An 18,863-nucleotide genomic window follows, 5' to 3' on the forward strand; every position below is an offset into this window, starting at 1 on the left:
CGGGGTATTTTTATTACTATTGCATTGGAAAATAATTCTTACAACTAGATTTTGAAAACAAACCTATTATTATTTTTATTGCTATCCTATTTTGGAACATGTCAAGCCCAGAATTCTGGATTTAAATATTCCCCTGAAAGTATTGATTCACTGGAAAATTACATTACTAAAATAACGAATAATAAAATAAACGAGTTTAACGCCATTCAACAAAAAAAGGCAAAAGAAATACTTTCAGAACGAAAAGTATCTTTCTTAAAAGATATAAAAGACAGCACATTTATTTTTGACAAAACCATCAATGGATTTCTTAAAAAAATACTTGCCGAAGTATACCAATCAAATCCACAAATTGATTCAAAAGATTTTTATTTTCTGATTAACAAATCCTTAATACCTAATGCTGGCTGTTATGGAAACGGTATATTCTCTATTAATTTAGGCCTATTCTCACTTATTGAAAACAATGATGAAATGGCATTTATTATTTGTCATGAATTAGCACATTACATCTTAAAACATAATGACAAAGCACTTATAGAGCATCTCGAAACGTTCAATTCTAAGGACTTCAAACAAAAATTGAATACTGCCTCCAATAAAAAATATGGCCGAAGGTCTGCTGTAACTTTATTATTAAAGGATTTAAAATTTAATTTCATGAAACGAAGTAGAAGTGCAGAGACACAAGCTGACTCACTTGGTTTTATAATGTTTAATAATACTAAATACAACAAGCAGGCTTCCATAAACATTCTAAAAAAACTAGATTTGACTGACGGGATAATTTTTAATAACCCAACCGATTTAAAGCAAAATTTCAACTTTGAAGAATATCCATTTAAAGAAGTTTGGATTGAAAAAGAAGAAAAAATGTTTGATACTACTGAAAGTGCAAATGATTTAGAAATTGACAAAGATTCATTAAAAACACATCCAAACATTCCACTTCGTATAGAAAACTTAATTCAAAATCATACTATCACTTCCACAAATGCAACTAAAAACGAAATAGACTTAGTACAGAAAAAAGCATCTGAAAATAGTATTATAACTTTTTTTGACGACTCTAAATTAGACTTTGCTTTATACCAAATATTATCTCTTCACAAAAAAAATGAATTGGATAGAAAAACCTTTAATAGTTATGTTGCTTACTTATTAAAAAAAGTCTACATCTTAAAAGAAAAACATGTTTTCGGAAAATATGTTGGCCCAGTAAACTCTTTTTCAGAAGAAAAATACATTAATGAAATACGGCTATTTCTTAACAATTTTGAACTAAAAGACCTTAGAAAAATAGGTTATTATTTTTGTCAAAAAAATGAATTGATATCCAAAGATGATACTGAATTCCAAGATGCTTATACTTTTTTCAAGACTTTAAATAAAAATTAATACAATTTAAATACAAACCAATTATGAAAAGAATCTCTACTTTACTTCTAATCTCCTTTGTGGCCAATTTGACTTTTGCACAAGAAAAAAAAATCGACAAAGTCAATACCTTTATAGTGAAGAATTCAGGAGCAATCCTTAACAAAGAGAAAGATGTTGATGGTTATTATTTCTTTTATGAATTAGATAAACTAAAAAAAGGCGACCGTGAGTTTGCAATTCAAGTTTTAGATAAAAATTTAGTAGAAGTTGCTAAGAAAACATACATTGATAATAAAAAAACTTTTTTGATGAAAAGTAGCTTTAACAATCAAGGAATAATGTTTGTAATGGCTAATTTTACAGAAAAAAAAATCAGTCTAGTAAGCTATGATAAAAAAGTCAACCAATTACCAACTATTGACATTCCTTTAGAAAGCAAAGAAATTCGTTATATCCAATACATGCAGCAAACAGGTGATTTCAACATTTTATTTCCTGTAGAAAATAAAGGATTCATTTTCAATAAGCTTGAAGACAATAAAAAAATAGGATACTCTTTGAAATACTACCCAACTGATGGTGGAAAATCATGGGAGTTTAATTCTCCTAGTGATTCAAAAGAAATGTTGGCAATAAATCCTATTGAGGTAAATGATAAAGTAATTGTTGCTTTAGAATCATCAAAATCAAGTCTTTTGTCTAGAAAAATCACTTTGAAGACAAAAATTATTGATGTGAATACAGGACTTTTATTATGCGAAAAAGAATATAATAAAAACAGTAAACCAAGACTAATCAACAATGCATTCCTTGACAATGACAACAATGTTGTTCTTATGGGGGAATATTTTAAAGAAGGTGATAATATTGTTGATGATAAAAGTTTAGGACTTTTTACTGAGGTTATCGACTTATCAGGAAAAACTTTAAAAGAAAATTTCACTAGTTGGAAAGAGGATGTTGCTAAAATGGCAAAAGTAGACGGAAATTATATTGAAGATAAAGGATATATCTATTTCCATAATATTGCCAGAACAAAGAACAATGAGTACTATGCAATTGGAGAATTCTATAAAAGAACTGCAAGTGCCGGAGGAATAGCATTAACAACATTGTCTATATTAGGCGGTGGTGGCGGTGGCGCAAGTGTTACACAACTTACAATTACAAATTCTGTAGTATTTAAGTTCAATTCTGATTTCAAACTTACAGGAATTCAAGAATTTGAGAAAGGAAAATCAAGAGCTCCGAGCTTATCTGATTTTGGAAGCCCTCAATTAAACGCACACGCATTAAAAGCATATGGAGCATTTGATTATGAATATACTCAATTAGACAAAAAAAATGATCGTTTCTACGCTTGTTTTATAGATTATGAAAGATTAAAAGGAGAAAAAAACAAAAGTGCTTTTAAAACTATCATTTATGATAATGGACAATTATCCGAAGATAAAATTTATCTAACAAATGATAAAAACAATTCTGATTTTAGAGTTTTACCCGCAAAAGTTGGAAATGTTTTATTACTAGAATATGACAAGAAATTAAAAGAAATAAATATACATTTAGAAAAATTAAATATTAAATAATATCTAATGAGCCACATAATAGTGGCTCATTTTTTTTTTGCTCACACAACAGGATAGAAATTCCCTATTACTATTTTCATCAAAAAAAGCCACACCATTTAAGCAATCGCAATAAGGTATTTTAACACAAATAAATCCTTAAAATGCAAGCTTTACGAATTGCTAGAATTACAAAATAATTATCTCAACAATCTTCTTGATTTGCAATTGAATTATCAGTTTTTTTGCCAATTATCTATTATTTCATAATTATATGCACGCATAGTAAATTTTGTGAGTGTTCTAAATTAATATTGATTAAATTAGCCTCAAATTTGGAAAATTAACACAATGAAAATAAAAATAGCTGGAATAGGAAGCTATATTCCTGAGAAAAAAGTAAGCAATACTGACTTTGGCGAACATGTATTTTTGAATGAAGATGGAACTCCTTTTGGCTATCCTAACCAAGTTGTTATTAAAAAATTTAAAGGCATTACCGGAATAGAACACAGACGCTATGCCGAAGATCATCTCAATTCATCAGACTTAGCCTTTTTTGCTTGCGAAAAAGCAATAGCAAATGCATCGATCGATCCAGAAACCATTGATTATATTATTTTTGCACACAACTTTGGTGATGTGAAATATGGCACAAACCAATCGGATATGCTACCTAGCTTAGCTACACGTGTGAAAAATAAACTACAAATAAAGAATCCAAAATGTGTTGCTTACGACATCCTTTTTGGATGCCCAGGCTGGATTGAAGGCGTTTTACAAGCGAATGCATTCATCAAATCTGGAATGGCAAAACGATGTTTAGTAGTAGGTTCCGAAACACTTTCAAGGGTTGTTGACGTTCATGATAGAGACTCCATGATCTATTCAGACGGAGCTGGTGCTGCCATTATTGAAGCTTCGGATGATGAAACTGGAATGTTAGCCTATGAAAGTGCCACATACTCCATTGACGAGTCGCACTATTTGTTTTTTGGCAAATCATACAATCTTGATTTAGATCCAGATACACGCTATATCAAAATGTACGGTCGCAAAATCTATGAATTTGCGTTAAACAATGTTCCCTTGGCTATGAAAAACTGTCTTGATGCCAGTGGAATAGGCATTGACGACGTGAAAAAAATCTTGATTCACCAAGCCAATGAAAAAATGGACGAAGCCATTATTCAGCGATTCTATAAATTATTTGACAAAACAGTACCTAAGGACATCATGCCCATGAGCATCCATGAATTAGGAAACAGTAGCGTTGCAACCGTACCGACTCTTTTTGACTTACTAATTCGTGGTCAAATAGAAAATCAATCCATTCAAAAAGGTGACATCCTTCTCTTTGCCTCTGTAGGTGCAGGAATGAACATCAATGCCTTTATTTATAGATATTAACTACAACAATTGCATGAGTACATGAAGCTAATCCGGCTGTACACTGCAATTCCTCCTTATAAAACTTGTTTTTCTAAGGGGCAATAAAGCTTCTGTTAGTCGCTTTTTGCCCCTTGAAAAACTACATTTTATACGTGCGGGATTTTCGTTGCCATCCGGGCTAAAAAACAGTGCCCAAAACACATTTATTACTATATTTGTACCTGCGTGCCTCAGTGGCAAAATCAAAAAAACATGTACGAAAAAACATTTCCTAATAAAAGATTCAAACATACCTTAGAATTTTTAAAACAACACGTTACCACCTCAGAAACCATCTTTGATTTAGGAGTACCTAATCCGTTTTCTAAAATCATGGAAGAAAATGGATACCAAGTAAAAAACACCAAAGGAGAAGATTTAGATAACGACCAAACGGCATTGCAAACCGAAACTTATTCTGTTTTTACTGCCTTCGAAATATTCGAGCATTTATTAAATCCATATACTGTTTTAGAAAATGTAAACTGCTATAAATTAGTTATTTCTATTCCGTTGCGTCTTTGGTTTTCACCAGCGTACCGCAGTAAAACCGATATGTGGGACAGGCATTACCATGAATTTGAAGATTGGCAATTAGATTGGTTATTAGAAAAAACAGGTTGGAAAATCACCGCTCGAGAAAAATTTACACATCCAGTAAAAAAAATTGGTTTTAGACCTTTATTACGCTATTTCACACCTAGATATTATATGGTTTGCGCTGTTAGAGAAAATAAATAATAGAATAAAGAAAACAGATTTTTCTAATGAGATATTATATCGTAATTCCTTCACATAACGAAGAAGCATTGATTTCTTTGACACTTCAATCATTAGTGGAGCAAACTGTTTTACCAACGAAAATTGTCGTGGTAAATGATAATTCTACTGATAATACAGCTGCTGTTGTCAATTCATTTATCAGCAAATATCCTTTTATTTCATTGGTTAACAAGACTTCAGATGCTGTTCATTTACCCGGAAGTAAAGTGATTCAAGCCTTTCAAACAGGATTTAACACTTTAGATGAAAACTATGATTTAATTGTAAAAATCGATGCAGACCTAATATTTCCTGCTAATTATTTCGAAACCATTATAAAACATTTCCAGTCCGATGAAAGAATTGGAATGGCAGGTGGATTTTGCTACATCGAAAAAAACGGTGAATGGATACTTGAAAACTTAACAGACAAAGATCATATTCGTGGCGCATTAAAAGCCTACAGGAAAGAAACGTTTCAACAAATTGGCGGACTAAAACCAGCTATGGGTTGGGATACCGTAGATGAATTGTTATGCAAATTTTATAATTGGAAAGTCGTAACCGATGCAAGTTTGCAGGTAAAACATTTAAAACCAACTGGCGCCAACTACAATCAAAAAGCACGTTACAAACAAGGCGAAGCTTTTTATACACTTGGTTATGGCTTTTTCATCACAGCGATAGCTTCGGCAAAATTAGCAGTAATGAAAAAAAAACCACTTCTATTTATAGATTACATGAACGGTTTCTGGAAAGCAAAAAGCTCAAAAACTCTCTTGTTAGTTACTACAGAGCAAGCAAAATTCATTCGCAATTACCGATTGAAAAAAATGAAAGAAAAACTGTTTTAGTTTTACAGCCGGAAACTAATGATTCACTTGACACACAAAATGCTTACAATTTTGTAATTTAGCCCATATTCGTAAACTTATGATGCTCATTCGATATATAACGCAAATAGGAAGGTATTTCCTAATGCTTAAAGAAATTTTCAACAAACAAACCAAATGGTCTGTGATGAAAAAGTTAATTTTTAAAGAAATTGATGACTTAGTCATTGACTCACTTGGGATTGTTGCTTTTATTTCCTTTTTTGTGGGAGGTGTAGTGGCCATTCAAACTGCATTAAACCTTACAAACCCATTAATTCCAAAATATCTTATTGGCTTTGCCACAAGACAGTCCGTTATATTAGAGTTTGCTCCTACCTTCATATCCGTTATTATGGCTGGAAAAATGGGTTCCTTTATCACATCAAGTATAGGAACAATGCGGGTTACAGAACAAATTGATGCGCTGGAGGTAATGGGTGTAAACTCATTAAATTACCTTGTTTTTCCTAAAATTATAGCGCTGTTATTGTATCCTTTTTTAATTGGCATAGCAATGTTTTTAGGGATTTTAGGTGGTTGGACAGCCGGAGTTTATGGAGGATTTATATCAAGTAGCGAGTTCATTTCTGGTACACAAATGGAATTTATTCCTTTTCACATTGCTTATGCTTTTATCAAGACTTTAATATTCGCCATGTTACTAGCAACTATTCCTTCTTTTCACGGCTATTACATGAAAGGCGGAGCGCTAGAGGTTGGAAAAGCGAGTACAGTGTCATTTGTATGGACATCCGTTTGTATCATACTTATCAATTATATATTAACACAATTGTTATTAGGGTCATGATAGAAGTAAAAAACGTAGAAAAATCATTTAACGGAAATAAAATTCTAAAAGGAATATCGACTGTTTTTGAAACAGGAAAAACAAACCTAATTATAGGACAAAGTGGATCCGGAAAAACTGTTTTGCTAAAAAGTCTTTTGGGTATACACACCCCAGAGTCAGGACAAATTTGTTTTGATGGTCGCGTGTATTCTGAACTCGAAGCAGATGAAAAAAGAGAATTACGTACAGAAATTGGAATGGTTTTTCAAGGAAGCGCCCTTTTTGATTCTATGACCGTAGCAGAAAATGTTGCATTTCCACTACGAATGTTTACGAAAGATAATAATACCAAAATAAAAGAGCGTGTTGATTTTGTTTTGGACAGAGTTGCATTGGTTAAAGCTCATAACAAACTGCCATCTGAAATATCTGGTGGAATGCAAAAACGTGTTGCCATAGCTCGTGCCATTGTAAACAATCCTAAATACTTGTTTTGTGACGAACCTAACTCAGGATTAGATCCAAATACGGCAATTTTGATTGACAACCTCATCAAAGAAATCACCGAAGAGTACAACATCACTACTGTAATAAACACGCACGACATGAATTCAGTAATGGAAATTGGTGAGAAAATTTTGTTCTTAAAAGATGGTTTAAAAGCTTGGGAAGGTACCAAAGAAGAAATTTTCAGAACCGATAATGAAGCTGTAGTTGCGTTTGTATACTCCTCAAACTTGTTCAAAAAAGTGAGAGAGGCCTACTTGAAAGAATAAACAATTAGGATTGTATCACTTCGACCTCAGCATTTGGATTAAAAAGATAGAGTTTACCAGAACTTATTTCGAGACATTCAAAACGCTTTGTTCTTACAGCTATTTTCTTGAATATTTTTCCATTTTTGATTCGAAAAACACTTCCATACGGAATTTCAAAAACATAATTTTTATCGTTTTGATTGTCGTACTGTTTCAAGGCTAATGCCAAAGTAGTATCGGTATCACTTGTAGCGCTTGGATTTCTAAAATGTCTTGCTAACAAGGGCAATAAATGATTGGGATAAATCTCTGGCCGAATATAAGGCACCATCAATTGCTGAAAAGTATGTTTCCATTCTTGACCATGAGGCTTAATAGTGCGACCATATTTCTCAAAAGCGACCAGATGAGCAATTTCATGAATAAGAGTCATAAGGAACCTGTATTTATTTAAACTCCCATTAACTGTTATTTCATGTTTTCCACTTAGCCCTTTCCTGTAATCGCCATGACGTGTAGCGCGTTCATTCACAATTTTTAGATGAACACCATGTGTCACAATCAATTCAAATGCAGGTTTGACAGCGTGATCAGGCAGAAATTTAGCAAGCGTTTCGATCAAAATAATTTAGAATTATGGATTTGTAGAAGAAACTTGCAGCACCTTACCGTTAAAATACTTATTGCCATTTAAAGTAAAATCAAAAATATAATTTGCCATTTCATTTGCTTGAATAGGTGCTTGATATCCTGGAAAAGCTTCTTCCAGCATCTCAGTTTGAACAGAACCAAGCGCAAGAACATTAAATGCTATTCCTTGCTCTTTATACTCCTCAGCTAATAATTCTGACAAAGTGATAACAGCTCCTTTACTCGAACTATATGCGGCTAAGCCAGCAAATTTTAAGCTTCCTTGAATGCCTCCCATAGAACTTATGGTCACAACATGACTCCCTTTTTGCAAGTACGGCAAACAAATTCGGGTTAAATTAGCAACTCCAAAAACATTGACTTTGTAAATATTTTCAAAATCTTCTTGAGTGGTTTCAACAAAAGGCTTCAGTAATAAACTTCCTGCGTTATGAATCACAGCATCGACCTGTTTCCAAGATTGGTCAAGAAATTCTTTGACTTTATTTAATTCAGATTCAACAGACAAATCAACTGAGAGACACGTAATATTTTGGTGTGCTAGTAATGCTTGCGGAATGTTTCTAGAAATTGCAAGGACTTGATGTCCCGCGGTTGCAAACTGCAAGGCCAATTCAAATCCAATTCCTCTACTAGTTCCAGTAATAATGATATTTTTCATAGGACAAAAATAAGCAAAAACAGCAAAAAAGTACTGCTTTACCTAGAGATTGTTGTCACCATAAAAATTAAAATTCGTATTATTACGTAAATATTTAAATCAAAAAATAAAACTTTGAATTCTCAAATCATGACACAAAATATATCTTTTGAAATAGCCCAAATAAGTGACATTGACGGAGTACTGGCCTTACAAAAATTATACCTCGTTGCAAACTTAACTGAAACTGAAAAAGCTGCTGGATTTGTTACTACTCCTTTTACAGTTTCACAGTTAAATAAAGTTATTGAAAAACAAGAACTATTTATCGCTAAAGACCGTGACAAAATTATTGCTTACATTTTTGCTGGAAGTTGGGGTTTTTACCAACAATGGCCCATTTTTGAATACATGAGTTCACTCCTTCCAGAATTACAGTTTTTAGATCATACTTTTACCCTAACCAATAGTTTTCAATATGGTCCAATTTCAATTCATCAGGATTACCGGGGAAAAGGACTAATATTCCCTCTATTTGAATTCATGCGCGTACACATGTCGCAAAAATATCCATTGACCTTAACTTTTATAAACAAAATAAACATTCCATCTACGAAAGCACATACACAAAAACTGAATTGGACAATCATTAGCGAATTTCAATTCAACAACAATGATTATTATATTTTAGCGTATGATATGAATCAAGCCTTAACTATTTGAGCATGATGATTTCATGAGATCCAGTATTTGCCATTTGTGTCACAGCAGGTAATAACTCCTGAATAAACGAGGTCATATGAGGAACATCCATTGCTTTGAAATCATCTGAAACATGGTGATAGAATTCAAAATTTTCGAAATCAAATGTACTTATAGATTGACATGGCACTTTAAAAACATCATAAAAAGAAAAATTATCTGATCTGTAAAACAATTCGTATTCAGCTTCTTTTGGCAAAAAACCAATGGTTTGCTTTCCCGTATACTCGTTTATTTTAGCCGCCATATTAGACTTATCAAAACCAGTAATGTAGGCCAAATAATCTCTTTTCATAGGAACGCCAATCATTTCGATATTAAATTGAGTGTACAAGTTGAAATTTTGTTCTTTTAGTTTTTTTGCCAAATGCTTAGATCCTAACAAACCTTTTTCCTCTCCGGCAAAAAAGACAAATAGAATACTACGCTTGTTATTTTTTGTTATGCTAAAATATTTTGCCATTTCAGCAACAGCAGTGGTGCCTGATGCATCATCATTGGCGCCATTGTTAATAAAATCACCGTTTACACCTTTTTTATCAATACCTATGTGGTCATAGTGAGCACTTATTATAATAAACTCTTTCTTTAATAGAGGGTCATTTCCTTCAACAAAACCCACAACATTAAACGCTGTTACCTCGAACGTAGTCAAGGTATCTTTATAGGTTTTAAAGTAAGGCTTTACATTATTATCCTTAAAAAATTGTTCTAAATAATCTGCAGCTTTCACTATGCCGGGCTGTCCTGTTTCTCGACCTTCTAATGCATCTGATGCTAAAAATTGCAATGTAGCAGCTACTTCTTTTTCATTTACTTGATACACCGCTTCGATACTTTTAAGCGGCAAAGCACCATTAGTTTGAGCAAAGACTGTTGCGGTTGAAAAGCATACAAGAAAAATTTTAGGAAGAGATAAAAAAATATTTTTCATAGATATTGTGGTTTAGTTATTAGCGAAATTTAGAAATTTTTACAATGGCATTTTTTTTGAAACATACTTTTTGTAGACTTTTACGATTTGAAAAAGCGCCAAGACAACAAAAAATAAAGGAAAAAGTACCGGTACTACAAACGTTGAAAAACTTGTTGTGCGTTGCGCCAAAAGACTTAAAAGCAGTATCAAAGTAAGCATTCCTGCAAATGTCCCAGCCAAAGTTCCTGCAATATAATACAGTTTCAACCTTTTTGCAACCGTAATATAATTCCCATTCATTAAATAGAGGTTCCATCCTGTCCAAAATGGAACTTGAACAAAATTTATTGCACTCAATCCGAGGCCAATTAAAAAAGGAGAAAAAGCAGCATATTTTTCTAAAACTGATGGATCATTTAGTGTTTTATTGCCACTTACATAAAAAGTACAGGCAAGAATTAAGAGAAAAAAAATGGCAAAAAAATCAATAACTTTCATTAATTTTTTATTGGAGACAAGTTGTTTTGCGAAAAGTAACGTGAAATATATAACAAACATTTCTACTATTAGAACGCCAAACAAAAATAAAATCAGACTACTTATTCCAAGTTTCGAATAGATTTCAAAACCAATCAAGTTTAAATAACCTAATGGAATTGAACCAATAAAGCTTACCAAAAAACCAACAAAAATATTTTTTATGGCTCTCATGGCATTAGAAATTTACAATTTTTTCACTTTGTTCTAGGTGCATTCTATATTCCTTCATTCCCTCTTTATGTTCTAAATAAGGAAAGCCATTTTTATGGTTTGCCACACTTATTTCATACATATACGTAATGTGACGCGCTAATTCTTTCCAAGCAAAAAACAAAGAATGCTTAGGGTCATAAATATGAGTTGGCTCACTCCCAGCTCCATTTAACTCTACCACTGCAAAATTAATTCCTTGTTCTAACTCTTCGATCGTATTGTACATGACATCCAGTCTACCAAAATAAAAACCGGGAATTTGCAAGCACATTTCATTAATCGTTTGGGTCAATTTTGGAGTTATCCAATGACTGCCATCTACAAATTTTGCACCGCGAGCATGATTGCCGTAGGGAACTAAATTTAACTTCTCGCCTTTTGGTAAAATTTCGAATAATTTTTTACCATACTCTTTTTTCAAGACATTCAATTGAAGTTCATAGCGCGGATTCTGCTTGATTAACTCTTGAACGGTTGAAAAACCATCTCCAGTAATAATCAAGAATTCTTTAGATACTATTCCGGTAATTCTTCCTGATTTTTCATTGGGATAACGCACATAAAAAACACCAACCTCTTTTGGGAAAGGTATTAAATCTTGAATCAAGTAATTGAAATTTGCTTTTTCAGCATATTCTTCTAAATCCTGAACCGTGTTAATTTTTTTGACTCCAGATCCTCGCAGTCCAATATCTGGTTTTGCAATAAACGGATACTTAATTGCTGCGCTTTCAACTGCTTTTATAACATTTTCTACCCTTGTTCCTTCTTTTATTAATTCCGTTTTTGGATAATACTGTTGTGGTATCAAGTCATAAATTTCTTTCTTAGACTCCATCATAAAACCTCCATTTTTAATAGTGGGATTAGAAGCATTAAAGAAAAAAATAGATTTTGCCTTGATTGAATAGTAAGACCATAAAAAATAAATGGGGATATAAACAATCTGAAAAGGCCAATATTCCCAATGGGTAATTTTATGAAAAAATAATTTCAAAATGTAGTATTTAGACGGTGATAAATGAGGTTGAAAAATCGAGTTGCTCTACCAAATCATAATGTAAGATACTAACTTTATTTTGATGTACTACAGCCTGAGTAATACTTAAGGTTTTCATCTCATTATTTCGATTGATTACTAAACCGTTTTCCTCATTTCCTTCCTGCGTATTCCGATGAAAATCAAACAAATTTTCTTTTGAAACAACATCGGTTTCGCTCATAAAGGTATGAAACCAATTTGCTCGCTGTTCCCTCACCAAAGCTGGATACAAAGTAGATGAAGACCAAATGTGATTTTTATTGGTATCTAAAGCTAAAGTTTGCTTATTTTGTCCATCCCAACGTAATTGAAAAAGCTCCTGATTTTGAAATAACACTAACGTAAATGGTTCTATTGCCTCTAAAGCAATCTCCACCCAAAAATCTTTTGGCGACGCGCTACTAATCATTTCTAAAACAATCAAGCCACGACTTTTTCGATATGATAATTGGACCTCATGTTTTTCTGCGGCACCATTAAGCAAAACCAAAATAGTTCCATCAGCTTTGGTCACAAACCAAGTTCCTCCTGCTTTTGGATCTTTTGGAAAAATAAGATTTTGTCCATTTATAGTATAACTTTTTGGAGGAATGGCGCTAGGCCTTATTGTTTTTTCGTCTCGGTTCGAAGTAATGATAACACTATCACTTGTTGCTACAAAACTTACTGTACACATTGATTTCTATATTCTATAGTTGATCTTGCAACACCAAAATTTGGATCAATCGTAACGGTTTCACATTGTAATATCGCAACTTTTATCAGTGCCTGGTGGTGAATGCAATGCTCTAAATTATACAGCAATTCTCTATTATAGTTGCTTTCGATTCGGATTTCTTCGCCGTCAATAATTTGCAATAAGGTTATGTTTTTATTTTCCTTCTCCAAATTTTTCTGAACAGCCCTAATATTTTCTATTGCAAAAGTGGTATCCGTTTGAATAAGGGTGTTACGCTCTCTTTTATCATAGTTTACAACTCCTAAATCATATTGATTTTCAAGACATTGAAACATTTCAATAATATGTCTCGTATGTTCGCCAATAGTAGCATTGCTTAATTCTGTACAAGAATTCGAATATTCTTTTTGTGACAATTGACCTAGCAAATCTATCAGTTCGTTTAAACTATAATGTATAGAAGGTATTAGCATATTTTATTTAACCAATTCATTAAATTATTTCTTTTCAATACAAATAGAGTACCACAACAAAGAAAGGCAATTACTGCCAAAATAAAAAGTACTCCACCATCATTTTTTACTTCTAATCCCAGAACTAGTATATGACCTAAAATTGCACCTGCCATTACACCACATCCCAACAAAGCGCCTATCCATGTGCTCCTTGGAATCACTATAAGTACCACTACGACTAGCTCGAGAAGTCCAATACCTATTCTACCATAAGGCTCCATTCCTAACGCAGCAAAAATATATACAGATTCTTCACTTGCTGTGAATTTAAAAAACAAGGTTTGCAACAAAATAACAGCAACTGTTAAACGCAAAACCCAACAAAAAATAGCTGTTTTCATGATTACACTTTTTTATTTGTACATTTTAATCCAGTTAGCATCTGCATTTTGCATTAATTTCAATTCTGCTTTATTCCAGCTTTTTAGCGTGTTATTAAAAAACGCATTGTAAAACAAGTACAACTTTCCATTAGAGATTTTGAACGTTTCTGGATTTATAGCAACTCGATCATTCGATTCTCCCATAGCATAAGCGCACCATCCGCCATATTGCGGCTCATATTTAGATGGGTTATTTATAAAAGCTTCCTTGTTTACCGAATTCGAAAAATAATAAACCACCCCTTCGTAACTTGCGCTAATTGTCCTGGTTCCCTTTGTTGCCTTTCCTTGCTTAAAATATGCTACGGGATCATAGCCTTGAATTGCTAGATTTTTCTCTAAATTAAAATGAGAGAGTCGTTTATTTTGCTTTTGCGAAAAAACAGTAATACTGCATAAAACGATTAGAGTAAATAGTAGTTTTTTCATGATCAATTTTTTAAGGATTTTGCAGCAGCAAGCAACAATTGATTTGAAATTCTGTTTTTGAAATTAGGTGTAATGTACTCAAATTCAATCTCAGCATCTTGATTCACGATAAATACTGATGGAACAGGTAAAAACACCGTATTTCCACCATTAGAACCTTTAGAAATCGTTGATATATAATTTTCTGGAGCTTGAAATGCAATCCCAACTGATCTTGACAAAGCACCTGAACTATCAGATAAAAGCAAGTAATTTAGTTTCTTTTTTTCTTCGGTTGCCTTCAAGCTTTCCGGCGCATCTGGACTAATGGCTACAATTTGATAACCCAAACCAAGCAATTCTTTTTCGATTTCTCCGAGTGCGGCTAAGTGCGCGTTACAATAAGGACACCAACCTCCTCGATAAAAAACCAATATTGTTTTTTTCTTGGCAAATACTTCAGTCAAAACAACATCTGTCTTGGTAACTGATTTCAAACTTAAACTTGGTATTTTTTCTCCAATCAATAGTGGAGCAACATCGGTGGCTACTTTTGGTAAATCATTCTGACTTTGAACAGATAAACCGAATAAAAGCAGTGCCAAATAGATACATTTTTTCATAGTGATACATTTTAATGGTGTAAATGTACCGTGGCCTTAGCGATGAATTTGTCGGCTATATTACAATTTCCACAAATAAACTAAAATAGAGTAATATCTGGAATTACGATTTCCTTCCTTCCATAACGGATACTGCCATTATTTTCCATTTCATTCAGCAATTGTGTCGCTGTTTGCCTAGAAGTACAGATGATTTGCGCAATATCATTTTGTGTTAGGTAATTTTCAATGACGACACTGTTATTGGTTCTTTTACCCTCCTTCTCTGCCCAGTCCTTCAAAAACTGAAACATTCGAGCTTTTGCATCTTTTGAAATTAAATTGGAATAACTGTTTTTAATGCGCTTCATTTTCAACCCAACAAACTTGGTATATGACAACGCTAAACTAGGATTTCGGAGTAATAAGTCCTCAAAATCCGAAAGCAAAAAACTACAAATTGCTACATCATCAGAAAGTACTTTGGCATATTCATTGGACCTTTCATCAGCTTCCAAGGTTAATTCTCCAAACAAATCTCCTTTTTGAATGATATCCTTTATAGTCTCATTTCCTTTCTCATCGACAGCCACAATTTTAATATTCCCTTTCTTGAGCAAAAAAATTCGTGGTAAATCAGAGGATGAGAAATAGATTATCTCACCCTTTTGCGCTTTTTTAAATCCAGTTACAATACACAGTTGCCTAATTTGGCCAAAACTTAGCGTCCTAAACAACTTATGATCACGCAAATACCAATATTTTAAATCTTCGTACATCCTAGTTCTTTTGGTAAATATATTAAAAAAACAAAACCCTTTCCAACCGAAATTGAAAAGGGTTTATTCTAAATTTTTATCACAATTAGGAAACTAATCCTCTTGAAATCACGATTCGTTGGATCTCCGAAGTTCCTTCGTATATTTGTGTAATCTTAGAATCACGCATCATACGTTCTACATGATATTCAGCAACGTAACCATTTCCTCCGTGAATTTGAACTGCTTCATTAGCAACTTCAAGAGCAATTTCCGAAGCATATAATTTTGCCATTGCACCAGAGTGTGCAATATCTTTACCTTCGTCTTTTTCACAAGCAGCTTTCATTACTAATAATTTAGCAGCAGTAACTTTTACGTACATATCAGCTAATTTAAAGGCAATAGCTTGATGATTAAAAATCTCTTTACCAAAGGCTTTTCTTTCTTTAGAATATTTTAATGCTATTTCGTAAGCCCCTGTAGCAATACCAAGTGCTTGAGATGCAATCCCTATTCTACCTCCATTTAATACGTTCATGGCAAAAGCAAACCCAAATCCATCCTCACCTATTCTATTTTCTTTAGGAACCTTTACATCTGTAAACATTAAGGAGTGTGTATCACTACCACGAATTCCCATTTTCTTTTCTTTTGGTCCAATGTCAAACCCTGCCCAACCTTTTTCAACAATAAAAGCATTAATACCCTTATGTCCTTTTTCAATATCCGTTTGCGCAATTACTAGATATGTAGAGGCAGTACCTCCATTTGTAATCCAGTTTTTCGTACCGTTCAACAAATAATGATCTCCTTTATCAATTGCAGTTGTTTTTTGAGAAGTAGCATCACTTCCTGCTTCTGGCTCAGACAAACAAAATGCACCAATTACCTCACCTTTAGCAAGAGGCACAAGGTATTTCATTTTTTGTTCTTCTGAACAATATTTCTCCATACCTGCACAAACTAATGAATTGTTTACAGACATAATTACAGCTGCAGACGCATCAACCTTTGCTATTTCAGTCATTGCCAATACATATGAAATGCTATCTAAACCTGACCCACCGTACTTAGGATCAACCATCATTCCCATGAAACCCAATTCGGCCATCATCTTCACTTGCTCAGTAGGAAATTTTGAATGTTCATCACGCTCAATCACTCCTGGTAATAATTCTGCAACTGCAAAATCTCTAGCAGCTTGCTGAATCATTAAATGCTCTTCGGTTAGATTAAAATCCATATTTTTATTGTAAATTAATTGTTCTTAAATTTGCCCCCAAAAGTAATTATTAAATATCAGATTTCAAACGATTTCGCAATTTTAGCCAATGTTTAAAGAAAAATACAATATTATAGGCGTCATGTCAGGCACATCGCTTGATGGCATAGATTTGGCACATGTTGTTTTTACTACAAAAAACAATATCTGGGAATTTAAAATTTTAGAAACTCAAACTGTTTCATATTCACTAGATTGGTTAAACAAATTAAAAAGTGCTGTAACGTTTTGTAAAGAAAATCTACTTGCATTAGATGAACAATATACACAACTTTTAGGAGAAGTAATATTTGAATTCCTTAATACCAATAACATAAGTGGTATTGATGCCGTTTGTTCTCATGGCCATACAATATTACACCAGCCACATCATGGAATTACATTGCAAATAGGCAACTTACCAAAACTAGCAACCATAATAAATCAAAAAGTTGTTTGTGATTTTAGAGTTCAAGACGTTGCACTTGGAGGTCAGGGCGCACCACTTGTACCCATTGGAGACCGCATTTTATTTAGCGAATATGACTATTGCATCAATTTAGGTGGATTTTCAAACCTATCGTTTGAAGAAAATCAAGAACGGATAGCTTTTGATATTTGCCCTGTAAATACGGTATTAAATCACTATTCTAATTCACTAGGATTGGCTTATGATGACAAAGGTGCTATTGCAAAAAAAGGCACATGCCATTCTACCTTATTACAAGAATTAAACACATTAGAGTTTTACCAAAAAAAATACCCCAAATCACTCGGTTTTGAATTTGTCAAAGAAATAATTATTCCCTTAATAGACCAATATGAAATTCCAATTAAAGACAAATTACACACCTTTACACATCATATTGCTATACAAATAGCAAATGCGTTACCACAAAAAAATAGAACATTATTTATTACAGGTGGCGGAGCATACCATGATTTTTTAATTGAATCTATACAAAAAGAATTGCCATTTTCTAGAATTATAATTCCTTCACCCAAAATTATTGAATTTAAAGAGGCATTAATCTTTGGAATACTTGGGATATTACGTCTTGAAAATAAAATTAACATATTAAAAAGTGTTACTGGAGCCAAAATGGATCATAGTTCTGGAAAAATTTATGAATAATTAAATATTTTTCATTATTTTTATTACAAATTAAAACAGAGATAATAATTCTTAATCGAGTTTTTTGGCTCAATATTATTATAATGATTTTTTTGACCTATATTTGCCGATTATTTTAAACCCAAATTTTTTAATTAAATACCACATTATGAAAAAAATACTTTTTGTATTCGCTTTAATGAGTGCCTTACATTTCAATACTGCTAACGCACAAAAAAATTTCACCGTAAATGGAGTTGATATTCCAAGAACAATTGAATTTAAAGGAGTAACTCTTTCTCTGAATGGAGTGGGACAACGCTCTAAATTTTTTACAGATTTATACATTCAAGCCTTGTACTTGACTAAGTTTAGCCAAGACGCCAATAAAATTCTTGAAAGTGGAAATGAAATGGCTGTTTCGCTGCACATTACATCTGGATTAATTACTTCAAAAAAACTATCTAAAGCACTAGCTAAAGGTATGGAAAAATCTGTTGGTGAATCAGGCATTCTCAAATTTGCAAAAGAACTTAAAGATCTTGAAGATTTATTAAGCACCGAAGAAACTAAAATAGGAGATATTTTTGAGTTAACTTTTAATCCACAAGACGAGTCATTATGGATTACAAAAAACAAAATCTACAGAGGTAAAATCAAAGGAATAGAATTCAAAAAAGCTTTCTACGGTATCTGGCTTTCTGAAAACCCAGTTGATAAAGGATTGAAAGAAGATTTGTTGGGAAAAGAATAACTTAAAATCTTTGTTCTTTTTTTTTGAAGAATAAACAATTAGCAAAATTGCTTTTTTT

Annotated in this window: 22 protein-coding genes; 10 read left to right on the forward strand and 12 right to left on the reverse strand. The window is 32.7% G+C overall.

Annotation, left to right across the window (positions count from 1 at the left end):
• Positions 1-51: 51 nt before the first annotated feature.
• From AC061E_RS02660 to AC061E_RS02690, 7 genes are all read left to right on the forward strand, one after another.
• On the forward strand, positions 52-1,398 hold the full coding sequence (locus AC061E_RS02660; RefSeq protein ID WP_478284879.1) for a M48 family metalloprotease: 1,347 nt from the start codon (positions 52-54) through the stop codon (positions 1,396-1,398).
• A 23-nt stretch (positions 1,399-1,421) separates the two neighbouring features.
• Positions 1,422-2,969, forward strand: coding sequence for a DUF6770 family protein (locus AC061E_RS02665; RefSeq protein ID WP_478284880.1), 1,548 nt, complete (start codon positions 1,422-1,424; stop codon positions 2,967-2,969).
• Between the two features lie 330 nt (positions 2,970-3,299).
• Complete coding sequence (locus tag AC061E_RS02670; protein ID WP_230154017.1) at positions 3,300-4,358, forward strand: 3-oxoacyl-ACP synthase III family protein; 1,059 nt, start codon at positions 3,300-3,302, stop codon at positions 4,356-4,358.
• Positions 4,359-4,592: 234 nt separating this feature from the next.
• Positions 4,593-5,120 carry a methyltransferase gene (locus tag AC061E_RS02675; protein WP_478284881.1) on the forward strand — a complete coding sequence of 176 codons (528 nt, stop codon included), beginning with the start codon at positions 4,593-4,595 and terminating at the stop codon, positions 5,118-5,120.
• A 26-nt stretch (positions 5,121-5,146) separates the two neighbouring features.
• Entirely contained in the window at positions 5,147-5,995 is an 849-nt protein-coding gene (locus AC061E_RS02680; protein ID WP_478284882.1) for a glycosyltransferase family 2 protein, read from the forward strand.
• Between the two features lie 79 nt (positions 5,996-6,074).
• Complete coding sequence (locus AC061E_RS02685; protein ID WP_478284883.1) at positions 6,075-6,824, forward strand: MlaE family ABC transporter permease; 750 nt, start codon at positions 6,075-6,077, stop codon at positions 6,822-6,824.
• Positions 6,821-7,582 (forward strand): ABC transporter ATP-binding protein, encoded by a 762-nt coding sequence (locus AC061E_RS02690; RefSeq protein ID WP_478284884.1) that lies wholly within the window; start codon positions 6,821-6,823, stop codon positions 7,580-7,582. Before AC061E_RS02685 ends, AC061E_RS02690 begins: the two co-directional genes overlap by 4 nt.
• 4 nt (positions 7,583-7,586) lie before the next feature.
• On the opposite strand, the gene AC061E_RS02695 is transcribed toward AC061E_RS02690, so the two are convergent.
• Together AC061E_RS02695 and AC061E_RS02700 are read right to left on the reverse strand one after the other, a co-directional pair.
• On the reverse strand, positions 7,587-8,186 hold the full coding sequence (locus AC061E_RS02695; protein ID WP_478284885.1) for a SprT-like domain-containing protein: 600 nt from the start codon (positions 8,184-8,186) through the stop codon (positions 7,587-7,589).
• 12 nt (positions 8,187-8,198) lie between these two features.
• Positions 8,199-8,876, reverse strand: coding sequence for an SDR family NAD(P)-dependent oxidoreductase (locus tag AC061E_RS02700; protein ID WP_478284886.1), 678 nt, complete (start codon positions 8,874-8,876; stop codon positions 8,199-8,201).
• A 129-nt stretch (positions 8,877-9,005) separates the two neighbouring features.
• On the opposite strand from AC061E_RS02700, the gene AC061E_RS02705 reads away from it, so the two are divergent.
• The gene (locus AC061E_RS02705; RefSeq protein WP_478284887.1) at positions 9,006-9,578 is read left to right on the forward strand and encodes a GNAT family N-acetyltransferase; all 573 of its coding nucleotides are present in this window, start codon (positions 9,006-9,008) and stop codon (positions 9,576-9,578) included.
• Here the strand turns inward: AC061E_RS02705 and AC061E_RS02710 are convergent.
• From AC061E_RS02710 to AC061E_RS02755, 10 genes are all read right to left on the reverse strand, one after another.
• Positions 9,571-10,551, reverse strand: a complete 981-nt coding sequence (locus AC061E_RS02710; protein WP_478284888.1) for a M28 family peptidase — start codon at positions 10,549-10,551, stop codon at positions 9,571-9,573. The two genes, AC061E_RS02705 and AC061E_RS02710, sit on opposite strands and share 8 nt — an antisense overlap.
• Positions 10,552-10,590: 39 nt before the next feature.
• The gene (locus AC061E_RS02715) at positions 10,591-11,244 is read right to left on the reverse strand and encodes a hypothetical protein (protein WP_478284889.1); all 654 of its coding nucleotides are present in this window, start codon (positions 11,242-11,244) and stop codon (positions 10,591-10,593) included.
• Positions 11,245-11,248: 4 nt separating this feature from the next.
• Entirely contained in the window at positions 11,249-12,283 is a 1,035-nt protein-coding gene (locus AC061E_RS02720; protein WP_478284890.1) for an ATP-grasp domain-containing protein, read from the reverse strand.
• 10 nt (positions 12,284-12,293) lie between these two features.
• Positions 12,294-13,004 carry an NRDE family protein gene (locus AC061E_RS02725; RefSeq protein WP_478284891.1) on the reverse strand — a complete coding sequence of 237 codons (711 nt, stop codon included), beginning with the start codon at positions 13,002-13,004 and terminating at the stop codon, positions 12,294-12,296.
• Complete coding sequence (locus AC061E_RS02730; RefSeq protein WP_478284892.1) at positions 12,992-13,480, reverse strand: DinB family protein; 489 nt, start codon at positions 13,478-13,480, stop codon at positions 12,992-12,994. Before AC061E_RS02730 ends, AC061E_RS02725 begins: the two co-directional genes overlap by 13 nt.
• Positions 13,474-13,863, reverse strand: a complete 390-nt coding sequence (locus AC061E_RS02735; protein ID WP_478284893.1) for a DoxX family protein — start codon at positions 13,861-13,863, stop codon at positions 13,474-13,476. Before AC061E_RS02735 ends, AC061E_RS02730 begins: the two co-directional genes overlap by 7 nt.
• A gap of 12 nt (positions 13,864-13,875) precedes the next feature.
• Complete coding sequence (locus AC061E_RS02740; protein ID WP_478284894.1) at positions 13,876-14,334, reverse strand: YHS domain-containing (seleno)protein; 459 nt, start codon at positions 14,332-14,334, stop codon at positions 13,876-13,878.
• Positions 14,335-14,336: 2 nt separating this feature from the next.
• Positions 14,337-14,936: a peroxiredoxin-like family protein gene (locus AC061E_RS02745; protein WP_478284895.1), complete on the reverse strand. Its 600-nt coding sequence runs from the start codon at positions 14,934-14,936 to the stop codon at positions 14,337-14,339.
• Between the two features lie 80 nt (positions 14,937-15,016).
• Positions 15,017-15,694: a Crp/Fnr family transcriptional regulator gene (locus tag AC061E_RS02750; protein ID WP_478284896.1), complete on the reverse strand. Its 678-nt coding sequence runs from the start codon at positions 15,692-15,694 to the stop codon at positions 15,017-15,019.
• Between the two features lie 85 nt (positions 15,695-15,779).
• Positions 15,780-16,919, reverse strand: coding sequence for an acyl-CoA dehydrogenase family protein (locus AC061E_RS02755; RefSeq protein WP_478284897.1), 1,140 nt, complete (start codon positions 16,917-16,919; stop codon positions 15,780-15,782).
• Between the two features lie 88 nt (positions 16,920-17,007).
• Between AC061E_RS02755 and AC061E_RS02760 the strand changes: the two genes are divergently transcribed.
• The gene (locus AC061E_RS02760; RefSeq protein WP_478284898.1) at positions 17,008-18,072 is read left to right on the forward strand and encodes an anhydro-N-acetylmuramic acid kinase; all 1,065 of its coding nucleotides are present in this window, start codon (positions 17,008-17,010) and stop codon (positions 18,070-18,072) included.
• 148 nt (positions 18,073-18,220) lie between these two features.
• Entirely contained in the window at positions 18,221-18,805 is a 585-nt protein-coding gene (locus AC061E_RS02765) for a chalcone isomerase family protein (RefSeq protein WP_478284899.1), read from the forward strand.
• Positions 18,806-18,863 lie beyond the last annotated feature (58 nt).

Source organism: Flavobacterium sp. GNP011, from assembly GCF_056428925.1.

Coding starts and splice junctions, on each gene's coding strand:
- AC061E_RS02665 (WP_478284880.1), top strand. CDS start 1,422: ATGAAAAGAATCTCTACTTTACTTCTAATCTCCTTTGTGGCCAATTTG.
- AC061E_RS02670 (WP_230154017.1), top strand. CDS start 3,300: ATGAAAATAAAAATAGCTGGAATAGGAAGCTATATTCCTGAGAAAAAA.
- AC061E_RS02675 (WP_478284881.1), top strand. CDS start 4,593: ATGTACGAAAAAACATTTCCTAATAAAAGATTCAAACATACCTTAGAA.
- AC061E_RS02680 (WP_478284882.1), top strand. CDS start 5,147: ATGAGATATTATATCGTAATTCCTTCACATAACGAAGAAGCATTGATT.
- AC061E_RS02685 (WP_478284883.1), top strand. CDS start 6,075: ATGATGCTCATTCGATATATAACGCAAATAGGAAGGTATTTCCTAATG.
- AC061E_RS02690 (WP_478284884.1), top strand. CDS start 6,821: ATGATAGAAGTAAAAAACGTAGAAAAATCATTTAACGGAAATAAAATT.
- AC061E_RS02700 (WP_478284886.1), bottom strand. CDS start 8,876: ATGAAAAATATCATTATTACTGGAACTAGTAGAGGAATTGGATTTGAA.
- AC061E_RS02705 (WP_478284887.1), top strand. CDS start 9,006: ATGACACAAAATATATCTTTTGAAATAGCCCAAATAAGTGACATTGAC.
- AC061E_RS02710 (WP_478284888.1), bottom strand. CDS start 10,551: ATGAAAAATATTTTTTTATCTCTTCCTAAAATTTTTCTTGTATGCTTT.
- AC061E_RS02715 (WP_478284889.1), bottom strand. CDS start 11,244: ATGAGAGCCATAAAAAATATTTTTGTTGGTTTTTTGGTAAGCTTTATT.
- AC061E_RS02725 (WP_478284891.1), bottom strand. CDS start 13,004: ATGTGTACAGTAAGTTTTGTAGCAACAAGTGATAGTGTTATCATTACT.
- AC061E_RS02730 (WP_478284892.1), bottom strand. CDS start 13,480: ATGCTAATACCTTCTATACATTATAGTTTAAACGAACTGATAGATTTG.
- AC061E_RS02735 (WP_478284893.1), bottom strand. CDS start 13,863: ATGAAAACAGCTATTTTTTGTTGGGTTTTGCGTTTAACAGTTGCTGTT.
- AC061E_RS02740 (WP_478284894.1), bottom strand. CDS start 14,334: ATGAAAAAACTACTATTTACTCTAATCGTTTTATGCAGTATTACTGTT.
- AC061E_RS02745 (WP_478284895.1), bottom strand. CDS start 14,936: ATGAAAAAATGTATCTATTTGGCACTGCTTTTATTCGGTTTATCTGTT.
- AC061E_RS02750 (WP_478284896.1), bottom strand. CDS start 15,694: ATGTACGAAGATTTAAAATATTGGTATTTGCGTGATCATAAGTTGTTT.
- AC061E_RS02755 (WP_478284897.1), bottom strand. CDS start 16,919: ATGGATTTTAATCTAACCGAAGAGCATTTAATGATTCAGCAAGCTGCT.
- AC061E_RS02760 (WP_478284898.1), top strand. CDS start 17,008: ATGTTTAAAGAAAAATACAATATTATAGGCGTCATGTCAGGCACATCG.
- AC061E_RS02765 (WP_478284899.1), top strand. CDS start 18,221: ATGAAAAAAATACTTTTTGTATTCGCTTTAATGAGTGCCTTACATTTC.